This is a genomic window from Desulfuromonas carbonis (genome assembly GCF_054658035.1).
In genome coordinates, this window is sequence record NZ_BAAHXR010000003.1 from 1,141,770 (window position 1) to 1,167,442 (window position 25,673).

Sequence of the window (25,673 nt, forward strand, 5' to 3'; positions counted from 1 at the left end):
GGATGGCTACCTTCCGCATCATGACCTATAATGTCCGCTCCTGCCGCGGAAATGACGGGCGGGTCGATCCCGGGCGGGTAATCGACGTGATTTCCGATGGCGCGCCGGACATTGTCGCTCTCCAGGAAATCGATGCCTCGGCCGATTCCGGTCAGCTCAAACTCCTTGCCGATCGCCTGGGAATGCGCGCCTACGCCGACCCGGCCTGGCCTGAAAACGCTTTCCTTTCCTACTACCCCATCTCCGGTTTGCGGGCCCACGATCTTGGTGGTGGCCGTTGCCTGCGTGGTGATGTCGACCTCGGTGGCAAACGCCTGCACCTCTTCAACCTGCGCCTCTCCAGTGCTCCCGAGCTGCGCCGGCAGCAGATCACCCGGCTGCTCGGCCCGGAACTGCTCGCCAGCAACTCCCTCGGTTGCCCCTGCCTGGTCCTGGGCGATTTCGGCGACTTCTGGTGGGGGGCCGGAAATTTCGACCTGAACATGATGCTGCGCCAGGTGCGACGTCCCCTCTGGCGCGCCACCTATCCGGCACGACTCCCCCTGGCCGGACGGGACCGGGCTTATCTGATGGGGGCGGTCCGGGTGCTGGAGGCGACTGTCCAGTGCCACCCACCGGCGCGGTTCGCTTCCAGTCATCTGCCACTGGTGCTGACGGTGCAGATTGTCGATCCCCGGCATTATCTGCGCCTCGAAAAGCTCAAGCCCGGACGGATGGAGGCGGCCCCGGGCTGACCGCATTGGCAGGGGATACGACAAGGGCGAGGGGTAAACGATCTCGCGGCCGGGAGAGCGGATGACGGGCGGCAAGGTGCGACGAAGGCAGGCAGCTGAGATTTTGGAGATCCTGGCGCAGACCTATCCGGACGCCGCCTGTGCCTTGAACTACCGCACCCCCTGGGAGCTGCTGGTAGCGACGATCCTTTCGGCCCAGTGCACCGATGTGCGGGTCAACCAGGTGACCCCGGAACTCTTCCGTCGCCTTCCGACCCCGGCGGCCATGGCGGCGGCAGCACCGGAGGAAGTGGAGAACCTGATCCGCTCCAGCGGATTTTTTCGTACCAAGGCGAAGAACCTGCAAGGCTGTGCGACGGCCCTGCTCGCCAGGCATGGCGGGGAAGTCCCGCAAAGCCTGGCGGCCCTGACGGCCCTGCCGGGGGTGGGGCGCAAAACCGCCAATGTTGTCCTCGGCAACGCCTTTGAAATTCCCGGCATGGTGGTTGATACCCATGTCAAGCGGATCGCCTTTCGGCTCGGCTGGACCTGCCAAACGGAACCGGAGAAGGTCGAACGGGAGTTGATGGATCTCCTGCCGGAGGCCGACTGGACCCAGGCCGCGCATCTGCTGATTCATCACGGCCGCGCGCTATGCAAGGCGCCGACGCCGCATTGCAGTCAATGTCCGCTGCAGGACCGCTGTCCCCGTTGCGGGGTGAAGAGGTCGCGCTAGTCGAGGAGGATAGGGGAAGGGCGGCCAGCCCGCGGTAAAATACCGCGGGCTGGCTTTTTTGGTGCGCCAGGCATGGCGCGTAGCGCCTTGACTGGCGCTGTCTGATTCACTGTGGTGGTGAATCAGTGACTTGGGGGTGCAAGTCCCCTGCGGACCCTGATGGCGGGAACCGCTAGCCGGACGGCAAGGGTGTCCATCGCGAGGTGGAATCTGAAGGAAGCCGCAGGCAAAATCCCGGTCCGACGAACAGAAACCGCATGAGGCAGTCTCATCCGGGCGAGAAGGCCAATATCTTCAAAGCCCGATAGCCATCCGGGAGGGTGGGGCTGTAGATGCGGCGGGTAGATGGGAGGAAGGTCACGCGCATTACCCTGGGAGATCTGTCGGTCTGCCTCGTGCTACCGTCACCGTAAGGTGTCGGGACGGGCCGGCAGAAGTCAGCAGAGGCCGTAGTAGCCGGAGTAACCACCCGGCAAAGGGCCGAACACGAGGCGTCGTTTCAGGAGACTCGCGTTTCGATGACGACAAGAGCAGCAGAAGTCCCGGTCGAGATACCGGGAGCCGTCCCGGAGGGCAGCGGCCGGAAGCCGCCAGAGCATGGGAGCGGTGCGTCAAACGTCACGGCAACGAGAGACCCTTCCTGGACGAAAGCGGAAAGGGGGCTGATGGAAGACGTCGTCAGCCGCCCGAACATGATGGCGGCCTTAGAGCGGGTGGAAGCCAACAAGGGCGCCCCCGGCATCGACGAGATGACGACGGGCGAGCTTCGCGGTTTTCTCAAGGAGAAGTGGCCGACCATCAGGGAAGAGTTGCTGAATGGGACGTATCGCCCCCAGCCGGTGCGGAAGGTGGAAATCGAGAAGCCCGACGGGGGAGTGCGCACCCTGGGAATCCCCACGGTGTGCGATCGGCTCATTCAGCAGGCGCTGCATCAGGTGCTGACGCCGCTATTCGATCCGGACTTCTCCGAGAGCTCCTACGGGTATCGTCCCGGACGGAGTGCCTGGCAGGCGGTTAGAGCCGCCCGTCGGCATGTGGCCGACGGCAAGCGCTGGGTGGTCGATATCGACCTGGAGAAGTTCTTCGACCGGGTGAACCACGACATCCTCATGTCGCGGGTCGCCCGTAAGGTCGAAGACAAGCGGGTATTGCTGCTCATCCGGCGGTACCTGCAAGCCGGAGTGCTCGAAGGCGGGCTTGTGTCGCAGAGGGTGGAAGGGACGCCGCAGGGTGGTCCCCTCTCACCTCTTCTGTCGAACATCCTGCTCGACGCGTTCGACAAGGAACTGGAGAGGCGCGGTCACGCCTTCTGCCGCTACGCCGACGACTGCAACATTTACGTGCAGACCAGGCGCAGCGGCCAAAGGGTCATGGCCAGTCTCACCCGGTTCCTGGAGGAGCGGCTGGCACTCAAGGTCAACGTCGCCAAAAGCGCCGTCGACCGTCCTTGGAAAAGGGTCTTTCTGGGTTACAGCATGACCTTTCACAAGAAACCCCGCCTCAAAGTGGCGGAGTCGAGAGTGAAGCGGTTCAAGGCCGGACTCAGGAAGGTCTGCCGACGGGGCAGGGGACGCAGTCTCGCTCAGGTCATCAAAGAAATCACCCCGAAGCTACGGGGGTGGGCCTCTTACTTCCGCCTGGCGGAGGTCAAAGGCATCTTCGAAGAACTGGACAAATGGCTGCGGCGGAAGCTGCGCTGCATTCTATGGCGACAGTGGAAGCGCCCCTATACCCGGGCCAAGAGGTTGATGCAGCGGGGATTGCCGGAAGCCCGGGCGTGGAAATCGGCCACGAACGGGCGAGGCCCCTGGTGGAACTCAGGGGCCTCGCACATGAATGAAGCGTATCCGACATCCTTCTTTCGCTACTTGGGGCTGATCCGCTTGACCGATCAGCACCGCCGCTTTCAGAGCGCCTTGTGAACCGCCGTGTACGGAACCGTACGCACGGTGGTGTGGGAGGACGGCGGGGGCGACCCCGCCTCCTACCCGATGTGTCAGCGATCTTCGAGGTCGAGGCGGAAAAAATCCCGGGCTTTCGGCTTTTTTTCGTCAAGGGCATAGCGGGTCGGTGCCGTGCCGGGGGCGAAGGCCTCGATGGTGGCTTCGGGGTTGTCTTCCATGGCGAGCAGGCCGGTTGCGGGGTCGACGGGGCGGAACTGGATGTCGTCGGGAACCGGAAAATCGATGGCCGGAAATTGCCGGGTCGCCTCTTCCATGAAGGCGACCCAGGCCGGAGCCGCCGCCTTGCTGCCGGTCTCCTGCTTACCGAGGGGGCGCTCCTGATCGTAGCCGACCCAGGAAACGGCCACCAGTTGGGGAACAAAGCCGGCGAACCAGGCATCCTTGAGGTCGTTGGTGGTGCCGGTCTTGCCGGCGACCGGCCGCCCGAGGGCCTTGGCGCGCCAGCCGGTACCGTTGCGGACGACGCTCTCCATCAGGTTGGTGACGAGGTAGGCGGTCTCCGGGGAGATCACCCGCTCGGCACTTTGCTGGATCAGCTCCTGACCGGGACCGGGGCCGCCGGGGAAGTCGCCGGGATCGTTCGATTCGAGGATCTTGCCGTCGCGGTCGAGAATCCGGGTGATGTAGGTCGGAGTGTGACGGATGCCGCCACTGGCGAAGACCGAATAGGCCGTCGCCAGTTCGAGAGGGGTGAGCGCCGAAGAGCCGAGCGCCAGGGTCAGGTCGCGGTCGATCGGCGAGGTGATCCCGAGGTTGCGGGCATAGTTGGCGGCGTAGCCAACGCCGATATCTTCGAGGATTTTGATGGTGATAACGTTGGCCGAGTGGGTCAGGGCCGAGCGGAAAGTCATCGCCCCGGTGAACTCCTCACCATAATTTTTCGGTTTCCACTCGGTCTCCTCGCCGCTTTCATTCTTCTCCTTGTAAATAACCGGGGTGTCGAGAATAACTGTCGCCGGGGTATACCCCTTGTCGAGGGCCGCAGCATAAATGATCGGCTTGATCGCCGAACCGGGAAGCCGGCGAGCCTGGATGACACGGTTGAACTGGCTTTGGGCGAAGTCGTAGCCGCCAACCATGGCCTTGACCTGGCCGGATTGGGGGTCGAGGGCCACCAGCGCCCCCTGGGCCAGTGGTTCCTGGTCGAGGGCAAGCTGCAACGGACCCTGCTCGGGGATGGCGAGGAGCTTGACCTGGAGAACGGACCCGATGGGGAGCCGGGCTTGGCCACCATCGACATTCCCCCTGGCCGGCTGGCCGCGGGGGACCACCTGGGGCGGTCCGGCCCAGCGGCAGGAGTCGATGTCGATCACTCCCGGGCGGCCGGCGATGACGACCTGGAGCAGGTTCCCCTGCTGGCCGGTTAACAGCGCTTCGCGGTAGTCGCCGACCACCGGCAGGTTGCGGGCCTTGTCCGCTGCCTCGCTTTGCAGAAAGGCGGATTCATTTTCCGCTGTAAGAATCCGCAGCGGGCCCCGATAGCCATAGCGCTTGTCGTGGTCGCGCAGGTTATCCTGCACCGCCCGCTGCGCCGCCTGCTGCATCGCCAGGTTCATGCTGGTGTGGATCTCCAGCCCGGCGCTGTAGAGCACCTCTTCACCGTAACGACCTTCGAGGTAGCGCCGCACCTGTTCGGTGAAATAGGCGGCCTCGCTGATGTGGCTGTTGACCCGGGCGTGGATGGTCAGTTCCTGACTCTCCGCCATCTGTGCCTGAAGTGGGGTGATGTAGTCGTCGGCGACCAGTCGTCCGAGTACGTACTTCTGGCGTTCCTTGGCGCGACTGAAGTGCTGGTAGGGGGAATAGCGGCTCGGGGCCTGGGGGAGGCCGGCAAGCATGGCGCACTCGGCCAGATTCAGCTCCTCGACGTTCTTGTCAAAATAGTTCTCGGCCGCCGCCTGGACACCGTAGGCGCCGTGGCCGAGGTAAATCTGGTTGAGGTAGAGGTAGAGGATGTCCTCCTTGGAGAGGGTTTTCTCCATCCGCCAGGCTAGGATCGCTTCCTTGAACTTCCGGGAGAACTTTTTCTCCGGAGTGAGGAGAAGGCTCTTCGCCACCTGCTGGGTGATGGTGCTCCCGCCCTGGACAATGCCACCAGCGAGGACGTTCTTGATCGCCGCGCGCAGGATGGAGATCAGATCGATCCCCTGATGGTGGAAAAAGTTCGAATCTTCCGCTGAAACAAAGGCCTGGATCAACTGGCGCGGCATCCGTTCCACCGGAACGACAATCCGCCGTTCCCGGGAGAACTCGGCGATGACGGTGCCGTCGTCGCTGTAGACGCGGGTGATGATCGGCGGCCGGTAGTCGGCAAGGGTGTCGACCTTGGGGAGGGAGCTGGAGACGTAGAGATAGGCGCCAAGGAGCAGGCTGCAGCCGAGCAGAAAGCAGACGCCGCCGGCTAGCAGGGTATGGCGCAACAGGCGTTGCAGTTTCATGGGAGACCGACCTCGCAGGCAAAGCTCGATTTATAGCACAGGGGCCGGCGCCGGGGCAAGGTTTGCCATTGGCGGGTGCGGCGGCGCTGTGGTATAGTTTGCACCGGTCTTCGGGTGTCTGGGCCAGCGCGTGAACCGGTTGACGCCGGGGGTCTACAGCGAGAGTCGAGGAGGATACATGAAACGCAGTGCAGCCCTGTTCCTGGTCCTCTCTCTGGCGGTTTGGGGGTGTGGCATGTTTCGTTCCTGGACGGCGATTCCGCCGCCCGGCGGTTGCGAGCAGTGCCACACGGTGGCGATCAGCTATGACTGGCAGGTCGCCTACCAGCCGGTCACCCTCAACGATGAAAGCGGCCGTCTTGCCTGGCAAAGACCGGAAAGTGTCGCCCGGCCCGAGACCATGCCGCTGGAAGAAAAGAAGATTACCGAACAGCGCTGTTTCCGCTGCCACAAGGGGCCGGACAAGGCCCACAGCGAATACCAGGGGCGCTACCATCACTGAGCCGGCTGCCCCCGAGCCATTTCCGCCCTCCCCCGCGTCGGGAGGGCCGTTTTTTGGAGGACCCATGTTCCGTCGCACCAAGATAGTCGCCACCGTCGGCCCCGCCTGTGAGTCGGAGGCGGGACTCGAGGCGTTGATGGCAGCAGGCGCCGATGTCTTTCGGCTCAATTTCAGCCATGGCGACCTGGCGACCAAGGAATTGCTGATCGGGCGGATCCGGGATCTCTCCCGGCGGCGCCGGCGGGCCGTGGCGATCCTGGCCGACCTGCAGGGCCCGAAGATCCGTACCGGGAAGATGGCCGGACCAGGGATGGAGCTGGTTGCCGGCCAGGAAGTGACGATCACCACCCGGGACGTCCTCGGCGCCGATGGCCTGATACCGACCACCTACGCGGAACTGCCCGGGGACGTGCGCACGGGGAACCGGATTCTGCTCGATGACGGCCTGCTCGAATTCGAGGTCCTCGCCAGCACCGGCAGCGAGGTGCGCTGCCGGGTCGTGGTCGGCGGCCTGCTCAAGGATCGCAAGGGGATCAACCTCCCCGGCGTTGCCGTTTCGGCGCCGGCGCTGACCGCCAAGGACCGCGAGGATCTCGCCTTCTGCATCGGCCGGGAGATCGATTACCTCGCCCTCTCCTTTGTGCGCAGCGCGAGCGATGTGCTGGAACTCAAGGAATTGTTGCTGCGGGAGAAGTCCTCCCTCCAGGTGATTGCCAAGATCGAAAAACCGGAGGCGGTGACGGACTTCGACGCCATCCTCGAGGCCGCCGACGGCATCATGGTCGCCCGTGGCGATCTGGGCGTCGAGATGCGCCCGGAGAAGGTGCCGCTGATCCAGAAACGGATCATCCGCAAGTGCAACGAGGCCGGCAAGCCGGTGATCACGGCGACGCAGATGCTAGAGAGCATGATCGAGCATCCACGCCCGACCCGGGCCGAAACCTCCGATGTCGCCAACGCCATTCTCGACGGCACCGACGCGGTGATGCTTTCTGCCGAGACCGCCTCCGGGCGCTACCCGGTCGAGGCGGTCTCCCTGATGGTCAGGGTCGCCGAGGATGTCGAGGCCGATCCCGAACTGAAGGCGAAGGTTTTTCACCCGATTCCCGAAATCCGCGGTTACCGCCGGCTCCCGGAGGCGATCGGCCAGGCCGCCTGCCGGGTCGCCGAGAGTGTCGGCGCCACCGCCATCCTCGCCTTCACCCAGACCGGCAGCACCGCGGCGCTGGTCGCCAAGTACCGCCCGGACATGCCGGTCTACGCCGTGACGCCGTCGCAGGCGGTGCGGCGGCGCCTGGCCCTGTTTGGCGGAGTCCGCTCGATCCGGGTCGATATCGCCGGCGATACCGAAACCCAGATCCGTTCCGTCGAGGATGCGGTGCTGGCGGCCGGGGTGCTGAAAAAAGGGGAGGTGGTGGTGATCACCATGGGGAGTCCGGTCTCGGCACCGGGAACCACCAACCTGCTCAAGATCCACCGCCTCGGCACCGGCGAGTTTTACGAAGTCCACTAGCAGGCCATTTTGGATTTTGAATTTAAAATCTTGAATTTAATTCAAAATTAAGAATTCGAAATTCATAATTCCGCGAGGAACTGGAGTTATGACAAAGAAGGCAGTTGTCCTCTACAGCGGCGGGCTCGATTCGACGACCTGCATGGCGATCGCCCGCAGTGGGGGGTATATCCCCTATGCGCTCAGCTTTTCCTATGGCCAGCGGCATGCGGTGGAACTGCAGAAGGCGCGCGAATACGCGCCGCGCATCGGTGCCGCCGCTCACCTCGTGGTCGATTTCGATCTGCGCCAGGTCGGTGGCAGCGCCCTCACCGCCGACCTGGAGGTTCCCAAGGACGGCGTCGTCGCCGGGGAGATTCCGGTTACCTATGTGCCGGCCCGCAATACCATCTTCCTCTCTTTTGCCCTTGGCTGGGCCGAAGTCCTCGGCGCCTTCGACATCTTTATCGGTGTCAACGCCCTCGACTATTCCGGCTATCCCGACTGTCGACCCGAATACATCGCCGCCTACCAGGCGATGGCCAACCTGGCGACCCGGGCCGGGGTGGAAGGGGAGGGGCGCTACCGGATTCATACCCCGCTTATCGACCTGACCAAGGCCGAGATCATCCGCAAAGGGCTGGATCTGGGAATCGATTACGCCCTGACCCACTCCTGCTACGATCCGACACCGGCGGGTCTCGCCTGCGGGCGCTGCGACTCCTGCCGGCTGCGGCTCAAGGGCTTTGCCGAGGTGGGGGTCAGCGACCCGGTTCACTATGTCGGCCAGTAAGGAACGAGGCGCCAGGGGAAGGGAAAAATCCATGTCCATGCCCGATCTGCAGCAGACCCGGGACAATCGCAACATCCCCATCGACAAGGTCGGGGTCAAGAATATCCGCTACCCGATTGTGGTCTCGGACCGCAGCCGGGTCCAGCAGCATACCGTGGCCCGGGTCAACATGTATGTCGACCTCCCCCATCACTTCAAGGGGACGCACATGAGTCGCTTCATCGAGATCCTCAATCTCTACCATGGCGAGATCAGCATCGACAGCATGGATGTCATTCTCAAGGAGATGAAGAGCCGCCTTGAGGCGAGCCGGGCCCATCTCGAGCTCGACTTCCCCTACTTCATCGAAAAGGCAGCCCCGGTCTCCGGCGCCCGCAGCCTGATGGAATACCAGTGCCGGATGGTCGGCACCCTCGGCGCGGAGGCCGACTTCGTCCTCGGCGTCACGGTTCCGGTCACCTCGCTCTGTCCCTGCTCCCGCGACATCAGTGCCCGCGGCGCCCATAACCAGCGCAGCCTCCTCAGCGTCGAGGTCCGCTACCAAGGCCATGTCTGGATCGAAGAGCTGGTTACCTGGCTCGAAGAGTGCGCCAGCGCCCCGGTCTACGCCCTGCTCAAGCGGGAGGATGAAAAGGCGGTGACCGAGCAGGCTTACGACAACCCGATGTTCGTCGAGGATATCGTGCGCGCCGTTACCGAAAAGCTCGCCGCGGTGCCGGCGATTACCTGGTTTCGCATCGAATGTGAAAATTTCGAATCGATTCACAACCACTCGGCCTATGCCCTGGTGGAAAGCCCTGCGCGCTAGGTTGAGCCCCTGTGGATAAGGCTGTGGAAATGGTGGATAAATGGCCAGCGGGAGAGGCCTTGCCGGGATCGGCCAGCGGCCGGGTCGGAATTTTTGTCAAGGAACCGCGACCGGGGCAGGTGAAAACCCGGCTCTCGCCGCCGCTGACGGCCGCCGAGGCGGCGGCCTTTTACCGGGTGGCCCAGGAGGAGACCATCTCCCGCCTGGCCGCCGGGCCCTGGGAAGTGACTCTGGTATTCGCTGGTGATGAGGGATATTTCCGGGACCGCTTTCCACAGTTGCCGCGTCTTGCCCAGGGCGAGGGGGACCTGGGCCGGCGACTGCAGCTCGCCTTTTCCGTCCTGCAGCAGCCCGGCATCCCGGCCATTATGGTCGGCTCCGACAGTCCCGACCTCCCCTTGTCCCTGGTTGCGTCGGCCTTCACGGCCCTGGCCGACGCCGATGTCGTGGTGGCGCCCGCCAGCGATGGTGGTTATGTGCTGATCGGCGGTCGACGACTGCTGCCGCAGCTCTTTGTCGATATCCCCTGGAGCAGCGCCGAGGTGCTCGCTTGCACCCGGCGCCGCGCCGTTGAATCCGGGCTGGTCTGGCGGGAGCTTCCCGCCTGGGAGGATGTCGACGATTTTTCCTCCCTGCTCGCCCTGCTGACCCGCTCCCCGGCATCGGCGAGCGCCGCTTTTGTCCGCACCCGGCTCGGCCATCACCTGCCCGGGAGATCTGGCCGCTCCTAGCCCGGGCCGAAGCCATTGCCGCAGAGGGAGGGACGGTCCCGCCTCCGGTAACGGCGTTGACTTGCCGCGGACGATGGTCGATAATCCCCCCTACAACCCCCGTCGCAAGGAGGAGCCTCTTGGAACTGGTACTTGGAGCCGGACCGGTCGTCAAACTGGTTCTGCTGGTTCTGGTCTACTTTTCGGTGGTCTCCTGGGCCATCATCTTCTTCAAATTTCGCACTATTCACCGCGCCACCCGGGACTCGGAACGGTTTCTCGATTTCTTCTGGGCCAAGAAGCGCTTCGATGCCATCTTCCACGGTCTCAAGGATTATGCCCACTCGCCGCTGACGGTTCTCTTCCGGGATGGGTACCAGGAGCTGCTCAAGGGGCAGCGGCGCCACGACGGCGAGGAGGAAGGGAGCTTCAGTGCCGATCTCGGCACCTCGGAAAACGTCTCCCGCGCCCTGCGCCGCGCCACCACCCAGGAAATCCAGCGCCTCGAGAAGTTCCTCACCTTCCTCGCCACCACCGGTTCGACCGCCCCCTTCATCGGCCTGTTCGGTACGGTCTGGGGGATCATGGACGCCTTTCACGGCATCGGCCAGACCGGCAGCGCCTCGCTGGCGGTGGTGGCGCCGGGCATCTCCGAGGCGCTGGTGGCGACCGCCATCGGCCTGGTCGCGGCCATCCCGGCGGTCATGGGCTACAACCACTTCGTCAACAAGGTGAATGTTTTGACCGGTGAAATGGACAACTTCAGCCAGGAGTTCCTCAATATCGTCCAGCGCATGGCGCGGAGGGGCTGATGGAAGTCGGTCGCCGGGACGGCAATCGCCGTACCCTCTCGCAGATCAACGTCACCCCCTTTGTCGACGTCATGCTGGTCCTGCTGATCATCTTCATGGTCACCGCGCCGATGATGGAGCAGGGCCTCGACGTCAACCTGCCCGAGGTCGAAAACGCCCCGGGCCTGAGCGCCGGCAACGAGCCACTGGTGGTGACCGTCGCCCGCAACGGCAATATCAGCGTCGGTCACTCGCGGGTCGACACCCCGCAGAAGCTGACCCCGGTGCTGAAACAGATTCTGGCCGGGAACCAGCAGCGCCAGGTCCTGCTCGAAGCGGACCGCGACGTCCCTTACGGCCGGGTGGTCCAGGTGATGGCGGCGATCCGCGGCGCCGGCGTCGAAAAGCTCGGCATGGTCTCCGAGCAGCCGCAGGATTGAGCGGGAACGGTCGCTGGTCATGAATCGCAACCGCAGACTCAAAGAGGGAGTGGCGGGGCGCTCCGAGCCGAAGCTGGGACAGATGTTCCTGGTTTCCTTCGGTCTCCACCTCCTTGTCTTTCTGCTCTTTTCCGGACTGATCCTGCCCCGCTTCAGTCGGCCCAAGCCGCCGGTCTACTTCGTCGATCTCCTCAACATGCCGGTCGCTCGTCCCCAGGCCGGTCGTCCCGACGCCCGGCCCGAGCCTGTCAAGCCGGCTCCGGAGAAGAAGGTGGTCCGGCCGGAACCGAAACCTGCTCCCCCTGCCCCTCCCGCCAAACCGAAGGTCGCCGCGCCCCTCAAGACCGCGCCGCCCAAACCCAAGCCGGCACCGCCCACGTCGACACCCGCCAAGGCGAAACCGGCCCCCGCGCCAAGCTATGACGATGTCCAGGCGCGGGTCGATGAAATGCGCCGCCGCCAGGAGCTCGAAGAACTCAAGCAGAAGCTCGCCCAGCTCAGCACCACGGACAGTCGCCAGGAGCCCGCGCCGGTTGTCGCCCCGGTCGGCATGCCGGAAGGGCGCGGCGATGAAGCGGGGCTTGCATGGAGAACTTGGCTCGGGGCCTTCTTCAAGAAACAGTGGAGCCTTTCGCCTTATCTGGTGACGAATCGAAAATTGGCGGCCAAGGTTTTCGTTGCTTATGACAAACAAGGAAATCTTGTTGATTTTAGACTCATGGAATCTTCTGGGGATAACGCCTTCGATGACTCGGTAAAAAAGGCCGTTCTCAAGGAAAAGCAACTTCCCCAAAAGCCTCCTGAAAGATTCGAGGAAGAGATTGTTTTCAACCTGAAGGACCTTTTGGAGTAACGCATGCGCCGAATTTTCTGGCTCTTCATCCTGGTGCTGGTTACCTTCCCCGCCCTTCCGGCCCGGGCCGAAATCGAAATCCGCGCCCCGGGGCAGCAGGCGATCCCGCTGGCGGTGACTCTTTTTCTCCCCCTCGATCAGCCGCGGCCGGAGGTGGCGGCCGAATTCAACGCCGCCCTGAGCGGTGATCTTGATCTGTCGGGACTCTTTGCCCTGACCGATCCGGCCGCCTTTCTCGGCGATGCCCGCAAGCTCGGCCTGGTCAGCATCGATGTCGATTTTGGCCAGTGGCGCCTGCTCGGGGCCGAGGCGGTGGTCAAGGGGGCCTACTCGGTGCGGGGTGAGGAGCTGGTTCTCGAGGCACGGCTCTTCGATGTTGTCGGCCGTCGCCTGCTGACCGGCCGCCGCTATGTCGGCCGGGTCAAGGACGCCCGGCGCATGGCCCATGCCTTTGCCGACCAGATTCTCGCCAGTCTCACCGGCGAGGAGGGGCCCTTCAGCACGCGCATCGCCTACATCGACAATCGTTCCGGTCACAAGGAGCTTTACCTGATGGATGTGGACGGCGGCAATGCGGTGCGCCTTACCGACCATCGGTCGCTGGTCCTCAATCCCGACTTCTCTCCCCTCGGCAAGGAGGTGATCTTTACCTCCTACCGCGGTGGTAACCCCGATCTCTACCGCAAGGAGATCTATTCCGGGCAGGAGGCCCGTATCTCCTCCCGGCAGGGGCTGAACGCATCGGGCCGCTTTCGCCCCGACGGCAAGGCGATCGCCCTGACCATGAGCCGCGACGGCAACGCCGAGATCTACCAGATCGATACCGGCGGCAAGATCGAAAAGCGCCTCACCCAAAGCTGGGGGATCGATGTCGACCCCTCCTGGAGTCCGGATGGCCGTTCCCTCGCCTTTGTCTCCGACCGGCAGGGGAATCCCCAGGTCTTTGTCGCCGATGTCGACGGGGGCAATGTCCGCCGCCTGGTCCGTGAAGGGAAATACAATGCGACCCCGGCCTGGAGTCCCAAGGGGGACCTGATCGCCTTCAGTCGCCTCGAAAAGGGGGTTTTCGATATCTACACCATCGCCCCGGATGGCAGCGGCGAACGCCGGCTGACCTTTGGCGCCGGTAACAAGGAACACCCGCGCTGGAGTGCCGACGGCCGCTTCCTGGTCTATTCCTCCGATCAGGACGGCAAGAAGGCGATCTATGTCATGCGCGCCGATGGCAGCGGTGCCCGGCGCATCTCCCCCGCCGGCGGTGAGAGCACCCATCCGGCCTGGTCGCCGCGCTGGTAATATGCAAAATAGTTGAGTTTGACGCCCTTTGCTGTATAATCACAACCTTGATTTGACACTTTGCGGCGTTGTTTGAACACCGCTGAAGGCTAAAGTCCATCAACCCCGTCATCTGTAGAAGGAGTTGTAGAAATGAAACGATTGACCATGATCCATGTGCTGGTGACCCTGACCCTTGTCCTGCTGCTGGCTGCCGGTTGTGCCAAGAAACCGGCGACCGAGGAGATGGCTGCCACGGATAGTGGCGCAGCGACGGCAACGACCCAGATGCCGGCCCAGGATGTCAGCGGCATCAGTGAGCAGCCGATCAGCGAATCTGCGGCCGGCAGCGAGCAGATGGCGGCGCCGACTGCGGTAGCGGCCGGCCTGGAGCGAATCTTTTTTGATTTCGACCAGTACACCCTGACCACCCAGGCGACCGCTATCCTGGCCGCCAATGCCGCTTACCTTCAGGCCAATCCGACGCTGCAGGTGCGGATCGAAGGTTACTGCGACGAGCGTGGTTCCGACGAATACAACCTTGCCCTCGGAGAGCGGCGCGCCCTGGCGGCAATGAACTACCTGGTCTCCCTCGGCGTTGCCAAGGTTCGCCTCTCCACCATCTCCTATGGCGAGGAGATGCCGCTCGATCCGGGCCATGGCGAGGAAGCCTGGTCCAAGAATCGGCGGGCCGAGTTCAAGGTCGTCCGCTAACAAGTCAGGCACTGTCGGGGGCCGCGCGGTGCGCGGCCCCTTTCTTTTTGGAGAATCGAACCATGAAGGGACGTCAGCTGGTTTGGGCCGGAGTGCTGGTTTTGCTGCTGGGCGGTTGCGTTGCCACCCCCCAGCAGCAACGTGCCGAGCGGGACCTGGAAGAGATGAAACGGCGCCTCGCCGACCTGGAGCGAGCCGTCGCCGCGCGCCAGCAGGACCAGGGCCTCGAAGGTCGCCTGGGAAACATGGCCCGGCAGCAGGCTGACCTGCAGGTCGCTCTGGATGCTCTGCGTGTCGAGCTCCAAAAGAGTAACGGGCGCCTGGAAGAGCTCAGCCACCAGGACCAGAGTCTGCGCGATGACCTGACGCTGTTGCGCGACGATCTCGGTTTGAAGGTGGCGGCCCTGGAGGAGCGCGTTGGCAAACTCGCCAGCGCGGCGCCGCCGGTAGTGGCGCCAGCGGCAGTCGCGGTACCGGCGCCGGAGGCCCTCTACGAGGAAGGTCTGCAGCTGATCCAGAAGCAGGGCGAATTCGCCCGGGGAATGGAGGTTCTGCGAAGCTTCCTCCAGCGTTACCCGCAGCATGAACTTGCCGTCAATGCCCAATACTGGATTGGCGAGGCCTTCTATGGCGAGAAGAAATACGAAAACGCCATCCTGCAATTTCAGGATGTGATCCAGAAGTATCCTGGCCATGCCAAGGCTCCGGCTGCCCTGCTCAAGCAGGGACTCGCATTTCACGCCCTGGGTGATATCAAGAACGCACGGGTCATTCTTCAGAAGGTGATCGACAGCTATCCCAAGAGCGAGGAGGCGGGCAAGGCCAGGGAGCGGCTCGCCCAGTGGCCGGCCCGTTGAGTCCGGGCAGAGAATCTGCAACCAGAACGGGGCGGCCAGTTGGCCGCCCCGTTCTGCTTTAGGCGCCGCTGCCGAAGCGGCGAAAGGCGGCAAGCAGATCATTCTGGCTGAGGATGCCGAGGAGACGCTCGGGTTCCTCGGGGTCGATGACCGGGAAGTAGCTGAGGTCGCGATGCTGCCGCAGGGTTTCGAGGGCGATGCGCAGCGGTGCGTCAGGGGGAATCGACCGGGGGTTGGGGGCGAGCAGGTCCCCGGCAACCACCAGCGGGACCAGCGCTGGTTCGAAGAGAAGGTTGCGAATCTCGGTGTAGTTGATCATGCCGAGGAAGCGCCCCTCGGCGTCGACCACCGGAAAGCGGTCGTAGCGGCTGTGGGCGATGAAGCGCAACAGCTCGTTGAAGGGGGTGGCGTTGCTGACCGTCTCCACGTTCTGGCGCATGATATGTCGCACCAGGATGTCGCCGGGGTCACGCAGCGGGTGCCCGGCCGGCAGGCCGAGGGAGGAGCGAAAGTGAGCGGCGACCGAATGGAGTCCTTCCAGCGCTCCCTGCGGCGCCCGTTTCTGCAGCAGGGAGAGGATCGGTACCTCGCCGGCCCGGACCAGGCCATGGCGTACCGCCAGCGGGCCGATCAGTTCGAAGATGACGACCGAGCCGAGGACGATGGTTTCAATCAGGCGGCCCCCCAGCGGCCAGGCCTGTACCAGAGAGTTGGCCAGGCCGATCGCCACCCCGGCCTGGGCGAGCAGTGTCAGCCCGACGTAGCTCTGTTCGCGCCGGCCGAAGGCACCGAGCCGGGCGCCGATGACCGCGCCGAGCCACTTGCCGAGGGTGCGGGAGAAGACGTAGACCATGCCGAGCAGGCCGATGTGGGTCAGGCTTTCGATGTGAAGATTGGCGCCGGCCAAAACGAAAAAGGCGATATAGAGGAGGTAGTCGACCTGGCGCAGTGCCTCGATGAGTTGATGCCAGCGCGGCGAACTGTTGGCGAAGGTGATGCCGAAGGTGAGGCTGGCGAGGAGCGGGTCGATGCCGAGCTGGCGGCACAGGGCGGAGCTGGCGATGACCCCGCCGAGGAGGAGTACCCGCTGTTCACTGGCCAGCTCCAGGCGCTGGGCCCAGATCGAGAGGAGGAAGCCGAGCAGGCTGCCGATGACGATCGGTCCGATCATGCGTGCCGCGAGGATGGCGAGCGCCTCCTCGGGACGGATCAAGAGGTGGGTGAGCAGGGCAAAACCGAGGACCGACACCAGGTTGTTGAAGCCGACCAGGGTCAGCACCGTTCCGGTCACCGGACCGTCGGCATCGTATTCACGAATCACCATCAGGGTGGCTGCCGGCGCCGTGGCGACGGCGATAATACCGAGGAGCAGGCCAAAGGTGAGCGAGGTCGTCCAAAGGTCGAGACCCGGCAGGGTTTGCTGGAGATAGAACTGGTTGGTGATCAGGGTCGAAGTGGCGACGAGGAAGAAGGTAAGCAGAATTTCGCTGGCGGAGAAGACCAGGATCCGGTGCCGCCAGCGGCGCAGCTGTTCCATCTGGAAGAGGCCGCCGATATTCATCAGGATCAGGGCGAGGCCGATATCGGCCAGGGGGCGCAGTTCGATAAGCGCCTGCTGGCTGATCAGTGGTGGGAGTCCGGCGATGCGGGTGAAGGAGGGGCCGAGGAAAAGGCCAACGAGGAGATAACCGGTGACCCGCGGCACATGGCAAAGGGCAGCGAGGCGGCCGCCGGCCAGGGCGCCGAGAAAGATACAGGCCAGGGCCTGAAGGATGGGAATCAGGGTTGGGGCCATGGTCGCACCCTGCGGCCCTGGCGGGCGGCGGACGGTTGGCGCTGCCGCCCTCAGCTGCAGGGTGCGGCGCTTATTTCACAGCGGGCATTGGGCCGGTTCGGGGGAGTCCCGGTTCAGCGGATGATTTTCCAGCTGCCGTCGGGTTGGCGACAGGCGGTACCGTAGGCCTGTTGTTTCTCGCCGCCGACGTAGATGGTTTGCTGGTACTCCCGGCAGTACTGCCCCTGGGGGTTCTGATAGGTCTCTACCGGGGTAATCGACCCGGCATTGCCGCTGTCGGGGTTGCGCCAGGTCGTGGTGGTCCGGGTCGGGGTATACTCGAGGGCATACTGGGCATTCTGCTGCATCGCCAGCTGGTCGGCACGATCGAGGGAACGGCCGATCTCCTGCCCCATCAGGGCGCCGGCGAGGGTTCCGATGGCCACGGCCACCAGGCGTCCCTGGCCGTGCCCGACCTGGGCGCCGAGGAGGGCCCCGGTGCCGGCACCGAGCAGGGTCCCGGCGCCCTCTTTCGGCCCGGAGGCGGGAGAGCAGGCGGAAACGAGGAGCGCGACGATGGAAAGGATGACGAAGAAGCGTTTCATGGGATTCCTCCCCTGTAACGGGATCGAGGTGGAAAGCTTTCGATGGCAAGGGATATATCTACCCCACCCCGCAAGTTTAACGACGGCCAGGGAGGTGTCAAGGCACCAGGGTGGGCGCGGTCGCCCCTGAACCGGTGCTCAGGATGTCCAATCGGGGCCCGGGACTGCCGTCCTGAACTTTCCTGGTACTATCGGTATCTTTTCGGCAGGGAAGGGTGTATCCTGTAAAGCAAGTACGCCCATCTACGGATCCCTCCACTCCTGCTCCCTCGCCCCTTCATGCCATTCGGAGATACCTGCTGTGGCCTGAAGTGATCCGACGGTCGTGCCGGGTTACCAGTTCCATCCAACGTCAGGTCTGACCCGTAACTGCCAGCGTCTCCCTGGTACTTACCGGCCATCCCTTGGCCATTCCCAGGAAAGGGAGTCACGTCATGCAAGTCACACCCCTGTCCGTCGGCGATCCGATCGAGGGCCGCTGCACCAAGTGTCGCAAGAATACCAATCACCTGATTCTGGTCATGGCCGAAACCGAGCCGGCCAAGGTGGAATGTAAGGTCTGCGGCCGTCAGCACAAATACCGGACGCCAACGGTGACAAAATCTCCCGCCGCCCGGCAGGCGCTCAATCACCGGGAGGCCGAACGCAAAGAGTGGGAAGGTCTGCGCCCCGGCATGAAAAGCGAGGAAGCTTCGGCCTACTCCATGAACGGCGCCTACCGGGTCAAGGCCCTGATCGACCATCCCCTGTTCGGGCTCGGGCTGGTGCAGCGCGTGGTCGGCTCGCAGAAAATCGAGGTTCTGTTCGAGGATGGCAAAAAGACGATGCGTTGCCGCTAGTTCGCAGCAGGGGCCGGCGACAGGTTGAGGAGGGCGCATGGCAGATCGGGTGCAGATGAGGCAACGATGAAGATTTGCGGGTTATGTGAAGAACAGAGCAAAAAATCACGCAACGGCAAACCCCATGACGATCTGGTCAAACTCGATGCCTGCCGGATTTTCGGCGGCAGGAGTCCGCGCGGGTTCGAGGAGCAGGATTATCAGTGCCTGAGCTGTCAGGCCAAGTTTACCCACAGTACCGACCGTAATGATCAGCCCTGGACTTTGTGGCGCGGATAGCTGCTGCCTCCTGCGGCCATTCTTCTCCCGTCGATTTGCCCCTGATGCCTTGTCATGAAAACTTCGCGGCTGGAGCTCCATCCCTACATCCTGCTGACCCTGGCCGTCCTCTTCTGGGCCGGCAATTTCATTCTCGGCCGCGCCTTTCACAGTGACATCCCCCCCATTGCCCTGGCCTTCTGGCGCTGGGTCGGTGCGGCGTTGCTGGTCAGCGGACCGGCGCTGAAGTTCCTGCGCCGCGACGGGCCGCTGCTGCGCCGCCACTGGCGCATGGTGCTGCTCCTCGCGGCGCTGGGGATCGCGGCCTTCAATACCCTGGTCTACAGCGGTTTGCAGTACACCCAGGCAATCAATGCCCTGCTGATGCAGTCGCTGATGCCGGTGCTGATCGTTCTCCTCTCCTTCCTGCTCTTCGGCGAACGGGTCAGGCCATTGCAGGCCCTCGGCATCCTCGTCTCCCTCGCTGGCGCCATCACCATTATCGCTCATGGTGACCCGGCGCTTCTGGCGGCGCTGCGGTTCAATCGCGGCGACCTGCTGGTGGCCGCAGCGGTGGTCTGTTACGCCGGATATTCGACGCTGCTGCGCAAGCGGCCGCCGGTCCACCCCCTCTCCTTTATTGCCGTCACCTTCTGGCTTGGCGCCCTCATGATTTTCCCCCTCTACCTCTGGGAGACCTTCTGGGTGCGTCCGCTCAGGCTGCAGGCCGGCGCCGCCCTGGTCATCGGCTACGTCGCCGTCTTCCCCTCCATCGTCTCCTATCTCTGCTACAACCGCGGCGTCGCAGAGATCGGCGCCAACCGCGCCGGCCTCTTCATCCACCTGCTTCCCCTCTTCGGCAGCCTGATGGCGATCCTGTTTCTCGGCGAAACCTTCTTCCTGTATCACGCGGTGGGGATCGGCCTGATTGCGGCCGGGATTTATCTGGCGACCCGCACCCGTTAGTACCGGCAGTCGGTTTCTCCCTGCTCCATACCCACCTACCTGCTCGCTCCCCACTGGTTGTGAAAGACGATCTCGGCGAGCGCCTTGCGCGGCCGCGGGCGCGGCTCCTGGTCCGGGTAGCCGAGGGGGGTGATGCCGATCACGCGGATGGTATCCGGAATCGCGAGCGCCGCGCGAAGCGCCCCTTCGTCGAACCATCCCATCCAGCAGCTGCCGAGGCCGAGGGCATGGGCGGCGAGGCAGAGGTGCTCAAAGGCGATGGCGGCGTCGGCGATATAGTAGGCGATGCCGTTCTCGACTCCCGATTCGGCCGGGTCGGCGCAGACTACGATCACCAGCGGGGCCGTGGCGAGGGCCCGGTAGCCCGGATTATCTTCCGGGAAGGCCTGCAGCAGGGCGGCACGGCGCTGCGGGTCGTCGATCACCAGAAAGCGCCAGCACTGCAAATTCTTCCAGGAGGGAGCGAGCCGCGCCGCCTCCAGCACCTGGGCGAGTTTCTCCGCCTCTATCGGCGTCTCCCGGTACTTGCGGATGCTGCGTCGATCCCGAAAGACGTCGAAGATATCCATCCCCGTCAGCTCCTTTCTTCCCCTACATATTGCGGCGGTACTGGCCGCCGACGGCGTAGAGCGCCTTGCTGATCTGGCCGAGGGAGGCGACCTCGACCGTCTCCATCAGCGCGGCGAAGACGTTCTCTCCCTGGGCGGCCGCCTGCTGCAGGCGCTTCAGAGCCGCTGGCGCCGCCTGCCGGTGGCGCTGCTGGAAGGCGCGCAGGTCGGCGAGGCGCTGGTCCTTCTCCGCAGTGGTGGCGCGTGCCAGGGTGTCGGGAATCCGGTACCCCTCCGCATCGGCCCTGGGATTGAGGTAGGTGTTGACGCCGACGATCGGCAGCTCGCCGGTGTGCTTCTGGTGCTCGTAGAGGAGCGATTCCTCCTGGATGCGGGTGCGCTGGTACTGGGTCTCCATGGCGCCAAGGACGCCGCCGCGCTCGTTGATGCGGTCGAACTCGGCGAGGACGGCCTGTTCGACCAGATCGGTCAGCTCTTCGATGATGAAGGTTCCCTGCAGCGGGTTCTCGTTCTTCGCCAGGCCGAACTCCTTGCTGATGATCATCTGGATCGCCATCGCCCGGCGCACCGACTCTTCGGTCGGCGTGGTGATCGCCTCGTCGTAGGCGTTGGTGTGCAGTGAGTTGCAGTTGTCATAGATGGCGAGGAGCGCCTGCAGGGTGGTGCGGATGTCGTTGAAGTCCATCTCCTGGGCATGCAGCGAGCGCCCCGAGGTCTGGATGTGGTACTTGAGCATCTGGCTGCGCGGGTTGGCGCCGTACTTGTCGCGCAGCACCACCGCCCAGATGCGCCGCGCCACCCGGCCGATCACCGAGTACTCGGGGTCGAGGCCGTTGGAGAAGAAGAAGGAGAGGTTGGGGGCGAAGTCGTCGATCTGCATGCCGCGCGAGAGGTAGTACTCGACGAAGGTGAAGCCGTTGGCGAGGGTGAAGGCGAGCTGGCTGATCGGGTTGGCGCCCGCCTCGGCGATGTGGTAGCCGCTGATCGAGACCGAATAGTAGTTGCGCACCTTCTGGTCGATGAAATACTGCTGGATGTCCCCCATCAGCTTGAGGGCGAACTCGGTGGAGAAGATGCAGGTGTTCTGCCCCTGGTCTTCCTTGAGGATATCGGCCTGGACCGTGCCGCGCACCGTCTGCAGGGTGCAGGCGCGGATCTCTGCCGCTTCGGCGGCGGAGGGCTCCCGCCCCTGCGCATCGCGGAAGCGGGCGAGCTGCTGGCGGATCGCGGTGTTGAAGAACATCGCCAGCAGGATCGGCGCCGGGCCGTTGACCGTCATCGAGACGCTGGTCATCGGATCGCAGAGGTCAAAGCCGGCGAAGAGCTTGTCCATGTCGTCCTGGGTGCAGATCGAAACCCCGCTCTCGCCGACCTTGCCGTAGATGTCGGGGCGCTCGTCCGGATCCTCGCCGTAGAGGGTGACGCTGTCGAAGGCGGTGGAGAGGCGCTTGGCCGGATCGTTCTCGGTCAGGTAGTGGAAGCGGCGGTTGGTCCGCTCCGGCGGGCCTTCGCCGGCAAACTGACGCTTCGGGTCCTCGGCGGTGCGCTTGAAGGGGAAGAGGCCGGCGGTGTAGGGGAAGCAGCCCGGGAGGTTTTCCTTCATCGTCCACTTGACGATCTCCCCCCAGTCCTCGTAGTCGGGGACGCAGACCCTGGGGATGCGGGTGCCGGAGAGGGTGGTGGTGAAGAGGGTGGTGCGAATCTCCTTGTCGCGCACCTTGGTAACCATCTCGTCGGCGCGGTAGGCCTGCTTCAATGCCGGCCAGCCGTCGAGGGTAGCTTGCACCGCCGGAGCGAGCTGCGGCTGGCGTTCGGCGATCGCCTGCTGCAGCGCGGCGGCCGCCGGGCCTTCACCAACCAGGTCACGGGCGCCGCTGAGCTGGAAGAGCTGGCGGGCGAGGCGCGACTGGTCCTCGACCTGCTGGTGATAGCGGCGCATGGTGCGCACGATCTCGCCGAGGTAGCCGGCCTGCTCCGGTGGGATGATGTGGTGGCGCTGGCCGGTCTCGGTGCCGCACTCCAGGGTCGAATGCCAGCCAAGCTTCTTTTCGGCGTTGAAGGCGTCGATCAGGGCACGGTAGAGGATGTTGGTGCCGGGGTCGTTGAATTTGCTGGCGATGGTGCCGTAGACCGGAATCGCCGCATCGGGGGCATCGAAGAGGTTGCGGTTGCGCCGGTACTGCTTGCGGATGTTGAGGAGGGCATCCTCGGCCCCTTTCTTCTCCATCTTGTTGAGGGCGACGAAGTCGGCGAAGTCGAGCATGTCGATCTTCTCGAGCTGGGTCGGGGCGCCGAACTCGCTGGTCATGACATAGAGGGAGAGGTCGCAGACCTCGACGATGCCGGCGTTCCCCTGGCCGATGCCGCTGGTCTCGACGATGATCAGGGAGAAGCCGGCAGCCTTGAGGATGTCGAGTGCCTCGTGGATCGCTGCCGAGAGTTCCGATTTCGACTTACGGGTCGCCAGCGAGCGCATGTAGACCCGTGGCGAGTCGATGGCGTTCATGCGGATGCGGTCGCCGAGGAGCGCACCGCCGGTACGCTGCCGGGTCGGGTCGACGGAGAGGATGGCGATGTCCTGGTCCGGAAAGTCGAGCAGAAAACGGCGCACCAGCTCGTCGGTGAGGGAGCTTTTGCCGGCGCCGCCGGTACCGGTGATGCCGAGGACCGGGACATCGCGGGCGTGGCCGCGAATCCGTTCGAACAGGGCCACGACTTCCGGGGTCTGGTCATGCAGGGCGAGCTCGGCCCAGGTGATGAGCCGGGCGATTGCCGCGTAATCCTTGTTCAGGACCCCCTGCAGGTTCTCCTCGGGTTGCACCGGCGTCGAGAAGTCACAGGCTGCGAGCTGGTGATTGATCATCCCCTGCAAGCCGAGCTTACGCCCGTCCTCGGGAGAGAATATCCTGCTGACCCCGTAATGGTGGAGCTCCTCGATTTCGTCGGGGAGGATGACCCCGCCGCCGCCACCGTAGACCCGGATATGGTCCGCCCGGCGTTCCCGGAGGAGGTCGATGATGTACTTGAAGAACTCCATGTGCCCGCCCTGGTAGGAGCTGACCGCGATCCCCTGGGCGTCCTCCTGAATCGCAGCGGTAACGATCTCGTCCACCGAGCGGTTGTGGCCGAGATGGACGACCTCCACCCCCGACGCCTGCAGCAGCCGGCGCATGATGTTGATCGAAACGTCGTGGCCGTCGTAAAGACTGGTCGCGGTGATGAAGCGGATCGGATGGTTCGGGCGGTAGGCGGCAACTTCCATCGGCGGGTCTCCTTCTTCTCCGGCTCGGAATTGGCGAACACTGTTTTAATCTAATGTCAATTTAGCAAGCGCCATGCCATACCCGGGGCCCCCTGTTTTTCCCCGCTTGGCGCCGCCTGGCCGGTCCGGCGGTGCCGTCGCCGGCAACGGAAGGGTCGGATAGTGACGTTTTCGGCCCCGCCCTGTCTACATTTGTTTACAGTTGCGCTGGGTCCGGAGGTTCGCCGGTGACCTTCAGTCCTTGACGTTTCCAGGCCTTTGCGGCAGCAGCAGGGTCTGGGCGCGCCAGCGCTTCCAGCGGAGTGTAAACGGCCCGATTGATAGCTCGTGGCTGACGCAGCCTTGCCCGCCAGCGAGGGAATGAAGCGCTACAGGGTGGAAGTTTCCCCGGAAATAGTGTAGAACAATGTTACGATGTTGATGGGACGCGCAGCCGTATCGCAGGTCGGCTGTCGTCTCCCCTCTCCAGTTCACCTCCCGGAAGCAACCGGGTTATTCGGACGCGGGCAAACCCGATGAAAGCGATGCCAATGTCAGGACGAAACAAGGCGGGCGCCTCCCCCCAGGGGCGGGGCGAACGCTGGAGTCTCTCCCTCAACCGACAGCAGAAGATCGTCGCGGTCGGTGACCAGGGGCCCTTTGCCAGCCAGGATCTGGCGGTCCATATTGGCCGCAGCCTGGAGCAGGTGGAAGCCCTCAAGCATTTCCACGCCCTCCTGGCCAAGGGGTTCTGTTTCCGGGCCCTGCCGGTGCAGCTCGATGAGCGCTGGTACCTCGCCGAGTATCTCCCCCAGGAGGCCGGTGGCACCCTGGTCCTCGATGCCCTGGCGGAGGGGGGCGAGGCCGCCATGGCGCTGCATGACTTTGTCCAGGCGATCGACCCTTTCTCCCTCGAAGCGGGGGGGGGTATTCTGCTGGTCGACCGCGCCGGCGTCATTCTCATGGTTAACCGTGAGTTCGCCGCTATCCTCGGCCTCCAGGCGGTCGCCATGCTCGGTCGCCATGTCAACGAATCGTACCCGGTGGCGACCCTCTCCCGTCTCCCCAAGGTGATGGCGTCGGGCAAAGCGGAAATCGGCGAGGCTCATCGCCTCAACGGTCGCCAGATCATTGCCAGCCGCTGGCCGCTGATCCGCAACGGCACAGTCTATGGTGCCTATGGCAAGGTCCAACTCCGCGAAGGTCCGGATGGCACCCGCTTCGCCGGCAAGCTCCCCGCGGTGGAAGGGAGTGCGAACCGCCGCGGGGTTGCGCGGCACCGGCCGACCGCCCTTTACGGTATCGAACAGATCGTCTGCCAGGGGCAGCCGATGCTCGACCTCAAGAACCGCCTGGTGCGCATTGCCGAACGCTCCTCCACGGTCCTGCTGATCGGGGAGAGCGGCACCGGCAAGGAACTCTTCGCCCACGCCATTCACTCCCTGAGCCGCCGCAAGGACGGCCCCTTCGTCCGGGTCAACTGTGCCGCCATTCCCGAAAGCCTGCTCGAGGCCGAACTTTTCGGTTATGTCGAGGGGGCCTTCTCGGGAGCCCGGCGCGGCGGCCAGATCGGCAAATTCGAACAGGCTCACGGCGGGACCCTCCTTCTCGATGAAATCAGCGAGATGCCCCTCTCGATGCAGGCGAAGCTGCTGCGCGTCCTGCAGGAGCGGGAGATCTCCCCCCTTGGCAGCCAGGAGGTGCGCTCGGTCGATGTCCGCTTCGTTGCCGCCACCAACTGCGACGCCCAGGCGCTGGTCAAGGAAGGGAAGCTGCGCTCCGACCTCTACTACCGGATCAATGTCGTCGCCATCGTCGTGCCGCCGCTGCGGCAGCGGCCCGAGGACATTTTCTGCCTGACCCGTCACTTCATCAACCAGTTCAACGCCGAGTTCGAGCTCAATGTTCAGGGGCTCAGCTCGCGGGCCTGGGCGGCGCTGCGTGCCTACCCGTTCCCGGGGAATGTCCGCGAGCTGCGCAGCGCCATCGAGAGCGCCTTCAACATGGTCAACGGCCCCTTTATCCGGCTCTACGATCTCCCGCCCCAGCTGGCCGACTATCCGCAAGGGGAGGTGGCCGCCGCGGGGAGCGCCAGGGGAGGCCACCCGGTGGTCAGCGGTGCCATCGACGGGCGGCCGCTGCAGGAAATCATCGAGGGGATCGAAAAGGAGCTGATTGTCGGCGCCATGGAGAAGGTCGGCGGCAACAAGCTGGCCGCTGCCAGCCTGCTCGGCATCTCCCGCCCCGGCCTCTACAAGAAGCTGCAGAAGTACAACCTTATCTAGCCGCCGGAGCTTGGGCCTGTCATGGCTTTTAACAGTCGCTTGCTGCCTGT

The 25,673-nt window shown here is 64.1% G+C and carries 23 protein-coding genes; 18 read left to right on the plus strand and 5 right to left on the minus strand.

Going from position 1 to position 25,673, the window contains the following annotated elements; genetic code table 11:
• Window positions 1–2: 2 nt before the first annotated feature.
• From ACYQ8E_RS12190 to ltrA, 3 genes are all read left to right on the plus strand, one after another.
• Window positions 3–734, plus strand: a complete 732-nt coding sequence (locus tag ACYQ8E_RS12190) for an endonuclease/exonuclease/phosphatase family protein (protein ID WP_066722427.1) — start codon at window positions 3–5, stop codon at window positions 732–734.
• Between the two features lie 61 nt (window positions 735–795).
• Window positions 796–1,449 carry an endonuclease III gene (gene nth / locus ACYQ8E_RS12195; protein WP_066722430.1) on the plus strand — a complete coding sequence of 218 codons (654 nt, stop codon included), beginning with the start codon at window positions 796–798 and terminating at the stop codon, window positions 1,447–1,449.
• Between the two features lie 518 nt (window positions 1,450–1,967).
• Complete coding sequence (gene ltrA / locus ACYQ8E_RS12200) at window positions 1,968–3,371, plus strand: group II intron reverse transcriptase/maturase (RefSeq protein ID WP_066724184.1); 1,404 nt, start codon at window positions 1,968–1,970, stop codon at window positions 3,369–3,371.
• A 74-nt stretch (window positions 3,372–3,445) separates the two neighbouring features.
• Here the strand turns inward: ltrA and ACYQ8E_RS12205 are convergent, their stop codons facing one another.
• Entirely contained in the window at window positions 3,446–5,851 is a 2,406-nt protein-coding gene (locus tag ACYQ8E_RS12205) for a penicillin-binding protein 1A (RefSeq protein ID WP_066722433.1), read from the minus strand.
• A 178-nt stretch (window positions 5,852–6,029) separates the two neighbouring features.
• On the opposite strand from ACYQ8E_RS12205, the gene ACYQ8E_RS12210 reads away from it, so the two are divergent.
• The 11 genes from ACYQ8E_RS12210 to ybgF all read left to right on the plus strand — a co-directional run bounded on the left by ACYQ8E_RS12210 (window position 6,030) and on the right by ybgF (window position 15,086).
• Window positions 6,030–6,353 (plus strand): cytochrome C, encoded by a 324-nt coding sequence (locus tag ACYQ8E_RS12210; RefSeq protein WP_066722437.1) that lies wholly within the window; start codon window positions 6,030–6,032, stop codon window positions 6,351–6,353.
• Window positions 6,354–6,417: 64 nt separating this feature from the next.
• Window positions 6,418–7,866 carry a pyruvate kinase gene (pyk, locus tag ACYQ8E_RS12215; protein ID WP_066722440.1) on the plus strand — a complete coding sequence of 483 codons (1,449 nt, stop codon included), beginning with the start codon at window positions 6,418–6,420 and terminating at the stop codon, window positions 7,864–7,866.
• Between the two features lie 88 nt (window positions 7,867–7,954).
• Window positions 7,955–8,638: a 7-cyano-7-deazaguanine synthase QueC gene (queC, locus tag ACYQ8E_RS12220; protein ID WP_066722443.1), complete on the plus strand. Its 684-nt coding sequence runs from the start codon at window positions 7,955–7,957 to the stop codon at window positions 8,636–8,638.
• A 37-nt stretch (window positions 8,639–8,675) separates the two neighbouring features.
• Window positions 8,676–9,446, plus strand: coding sequence for a GTP cyclohydrolase FolE2 (gene folE2, locus ACYQ8E_RS12225; RefSeq protein ID WP_066729558.1), 771 nt, complete (start codon window positions 8,676–8,678; stop codon window positions 9,444–9,446).
• A gap of 59 nt (window positions 9,447–9,505) precedes the next feature.
• Window positions 9,506–10,177, plus strand: a complete 672-nt coding sequence (locus ACYQ8E_RS12230) for a TIGR04282 family arsenosugar biosynthesis glycosyltransferase (RefSeq protein WP_459861052.1) — start codon at window positions 9,506–9,508, stop codon at window positions 10,175–10,177.
• Between the two features lie 119 nt (window positions 10,178–10,296).
• Window positions 10,297–10,968: a protein TolQ gene (tolQ, locus tag ACYQ8E_RS12235; RefSeq protein WP_066722449.1), complete on the plus strand. Its 672-nt coding sequence runs from the start codon at window positions 10,297–10,299 to the stop codon at window positions 10,966–10,968.
• On the plus strand, window positions 10,968–11,387 hold the full coding sequence (tolR, locus tag ACYQ8E_RS12240) for a protein TolR (RefSeq protein WP_066722453.1): 420 nt from the start codon (window positions 10,968–10,970) through the stop codon (window positions 11,385–11,387). The genes tolQ and tolR overlap by 1 nt, the downstream gene beginning before the upstream one ends.
• A gap of 19 nt (window positions 11,388–11,406) precedes the next feature.
• Window positions 11,407–12,240, plus strand: a complete 834-nt coding sequence (locus ACYQ8E_RS12245; RefSeq protein WP_066722456.1) for a TonB C-terminal domain-containing protein — start codon at window positions 11,407–11,409, stop codon at window positions 12,238–12,240.
• Window positions 12,241–12,243: 3 nt separating this feature from the next.
• Entirely contained in the window at window positions 12,244–13,536 is a 1,293-nt protein-coding gene (tolB, locus tag ACYQ8E_RS12250) for a Tol-Pal system beta propeller repeat protein TolB (protein ID WP_066722460.1), read from the plus strand.
• Window positions 13,537–13,668: 132 nt separating this feature from the next.
• On the plus strand, window positions 13,669–14,229 hold the full coding sequence (pal, locus tag ACYQ8E_RS12255) for a peptidoglycan-associated lipoprotein Pal (RefSeq protein WP_066722463.1): 561 nt from the start codon (window positions 13,669–13,671) through the stop codon (window positions 14,227–14,229).
• Between the two features lie 62 nt (window positions 14,230–14,291).
• Window positions 14,292–15,086, plus strand: a complete 795-nt coding sequence (ybgF, locus tag ACYQ8E_RS12260; protein ID WP_066722466.1) for a tol-pal system protein YbgF — start codon at window positions 14,292–14,294, stop codon at window positions 15,084–15,086.
• Between the two features lie 58 nt (window positions 15,087–15,144).
• On the opposite strand, the gene ACYQ8E_RS12265 is transcribed toward ybgF, so the two are convergent.
• Both ACYQ8E_RS12265 and ACYQ8E_RS12270 read right to left on the minus strand, forming a co-directional pair.
• On the minus strand, window positions 15,145–16,881 hold the full coding sequence (locus ACYQ8E_RS12265; protein WP_459861053.1) for a cation:proton antiporter domain-containing protein: 1,737 nt from the start codon (window positions 16,879–16,881) through the stop codon (window positions 15,145–15,147).
• 113 nt (window positions 16,882–16,994) lie between these two features.
• The gene (locus ACYQ8E_RS12270; protein WP_066722481.1) at window positions 16,995–17,465 is read right to left on the minus strand and encodes an RT0821/Lpp0805 family surface protein; all 471 of its coding nucleotides are present in this window, start codon (window positions 17,463–17,465) and stop codon (window positions 16,995–16,997) included.
• A 434-nt stretch (window positions 17,466–17,899) separates the two neighbouring features.
• On the opposite strand from ACYQ8E_RS12270, the gene ACYQ8E_RS12275 reads away from it, so the two are divergent.
• From ACYQ8E_RS12275 to ACYQ8E_RS12285, 3 genes are all read left to right on the plus strand, one after another.
• Complete coding sequence (locus ACYQ8E_RS12275; RefSeq protein WP_066722484.1) at window positions 17,900–18,304, plus strand: hypothetical protein; 405 nt, start codon at window positions 17,900–17,902, stop codon at window positions 18,302–18,304.
• A gap of 66 nt (window positions 18,305–18,370) precedes the next feature.
• A complete protein-coding gene (locus ACYQ8E_RS12280) occupies window positions 18,371–18,583 on the plus strand; it encodes a hypothetical protein (RefSeq protein ID WP_066722486.1) in 213 nt (70 codons plus the stop codon).
• A gap of 54 nt (window positions 18,584–18,637) precedes the next feature.
• Window positions 18,638–19,528, plus strand: a complete 891-nt coding sequence (locus ACYQ8E_RS12285) for a DMT family transporter (RefSeq protein ID WP_066722489.1) — start codon at window positions 18,638–18,640, stop codon at window positions 19,526–19,528.
• A 35-nt stretch (window positions 19,529–19,563) separates the two neighbouring features.
• Here the strand turns inward: ACYQ8E_RS12285 and ACYQ8E_RS12290 are convergent, their stop codons facing one another.
• A complete protein-coding gene (locus ACYQ8E_RS12290) occupies window positions 19,564–20,097 on the minus strand; it encodes a nitroreductase family protein (RefSeq protein ID WP_066722492.1) in 534 nt (177 codons plus the stop codon).
• Window positions 20,098–20,119: 22 nt separating this feature from the next.
• Window positions 20,120–23,359, minus strand: a complete 3,240-nt coding sequence (icmF, locus tag ACYQ8E_RS12295) for a fused isobutyryl-CoA mutase/GTPase IcmF (RefSeq protein WP_066722494.1) — start codon at window positions 23,357–23,359, stop codon at window positions 20,120–20,122.
• A gap of 530 nt (window positions 23,360–23,889) precedes the next feature.
• Between icmF and ACYQ8E_RS12300 the strand changes: the two genes are divergently transcribed.
• On the plus strand, window positions 23,890–25,623 hold the full coding sequence (locus tag ACYQ8E_RS12300; RefSeq protein ID WP_066722496.1) for a sigma-54 interaction domain-containing protein: 1,734 nt from the start codon (window positions 23,890–23,892) through the stop codon (window positions 25,621–25,623).
• Window positions 25,624–25,673: the final 50 nt, after the last annotated feature.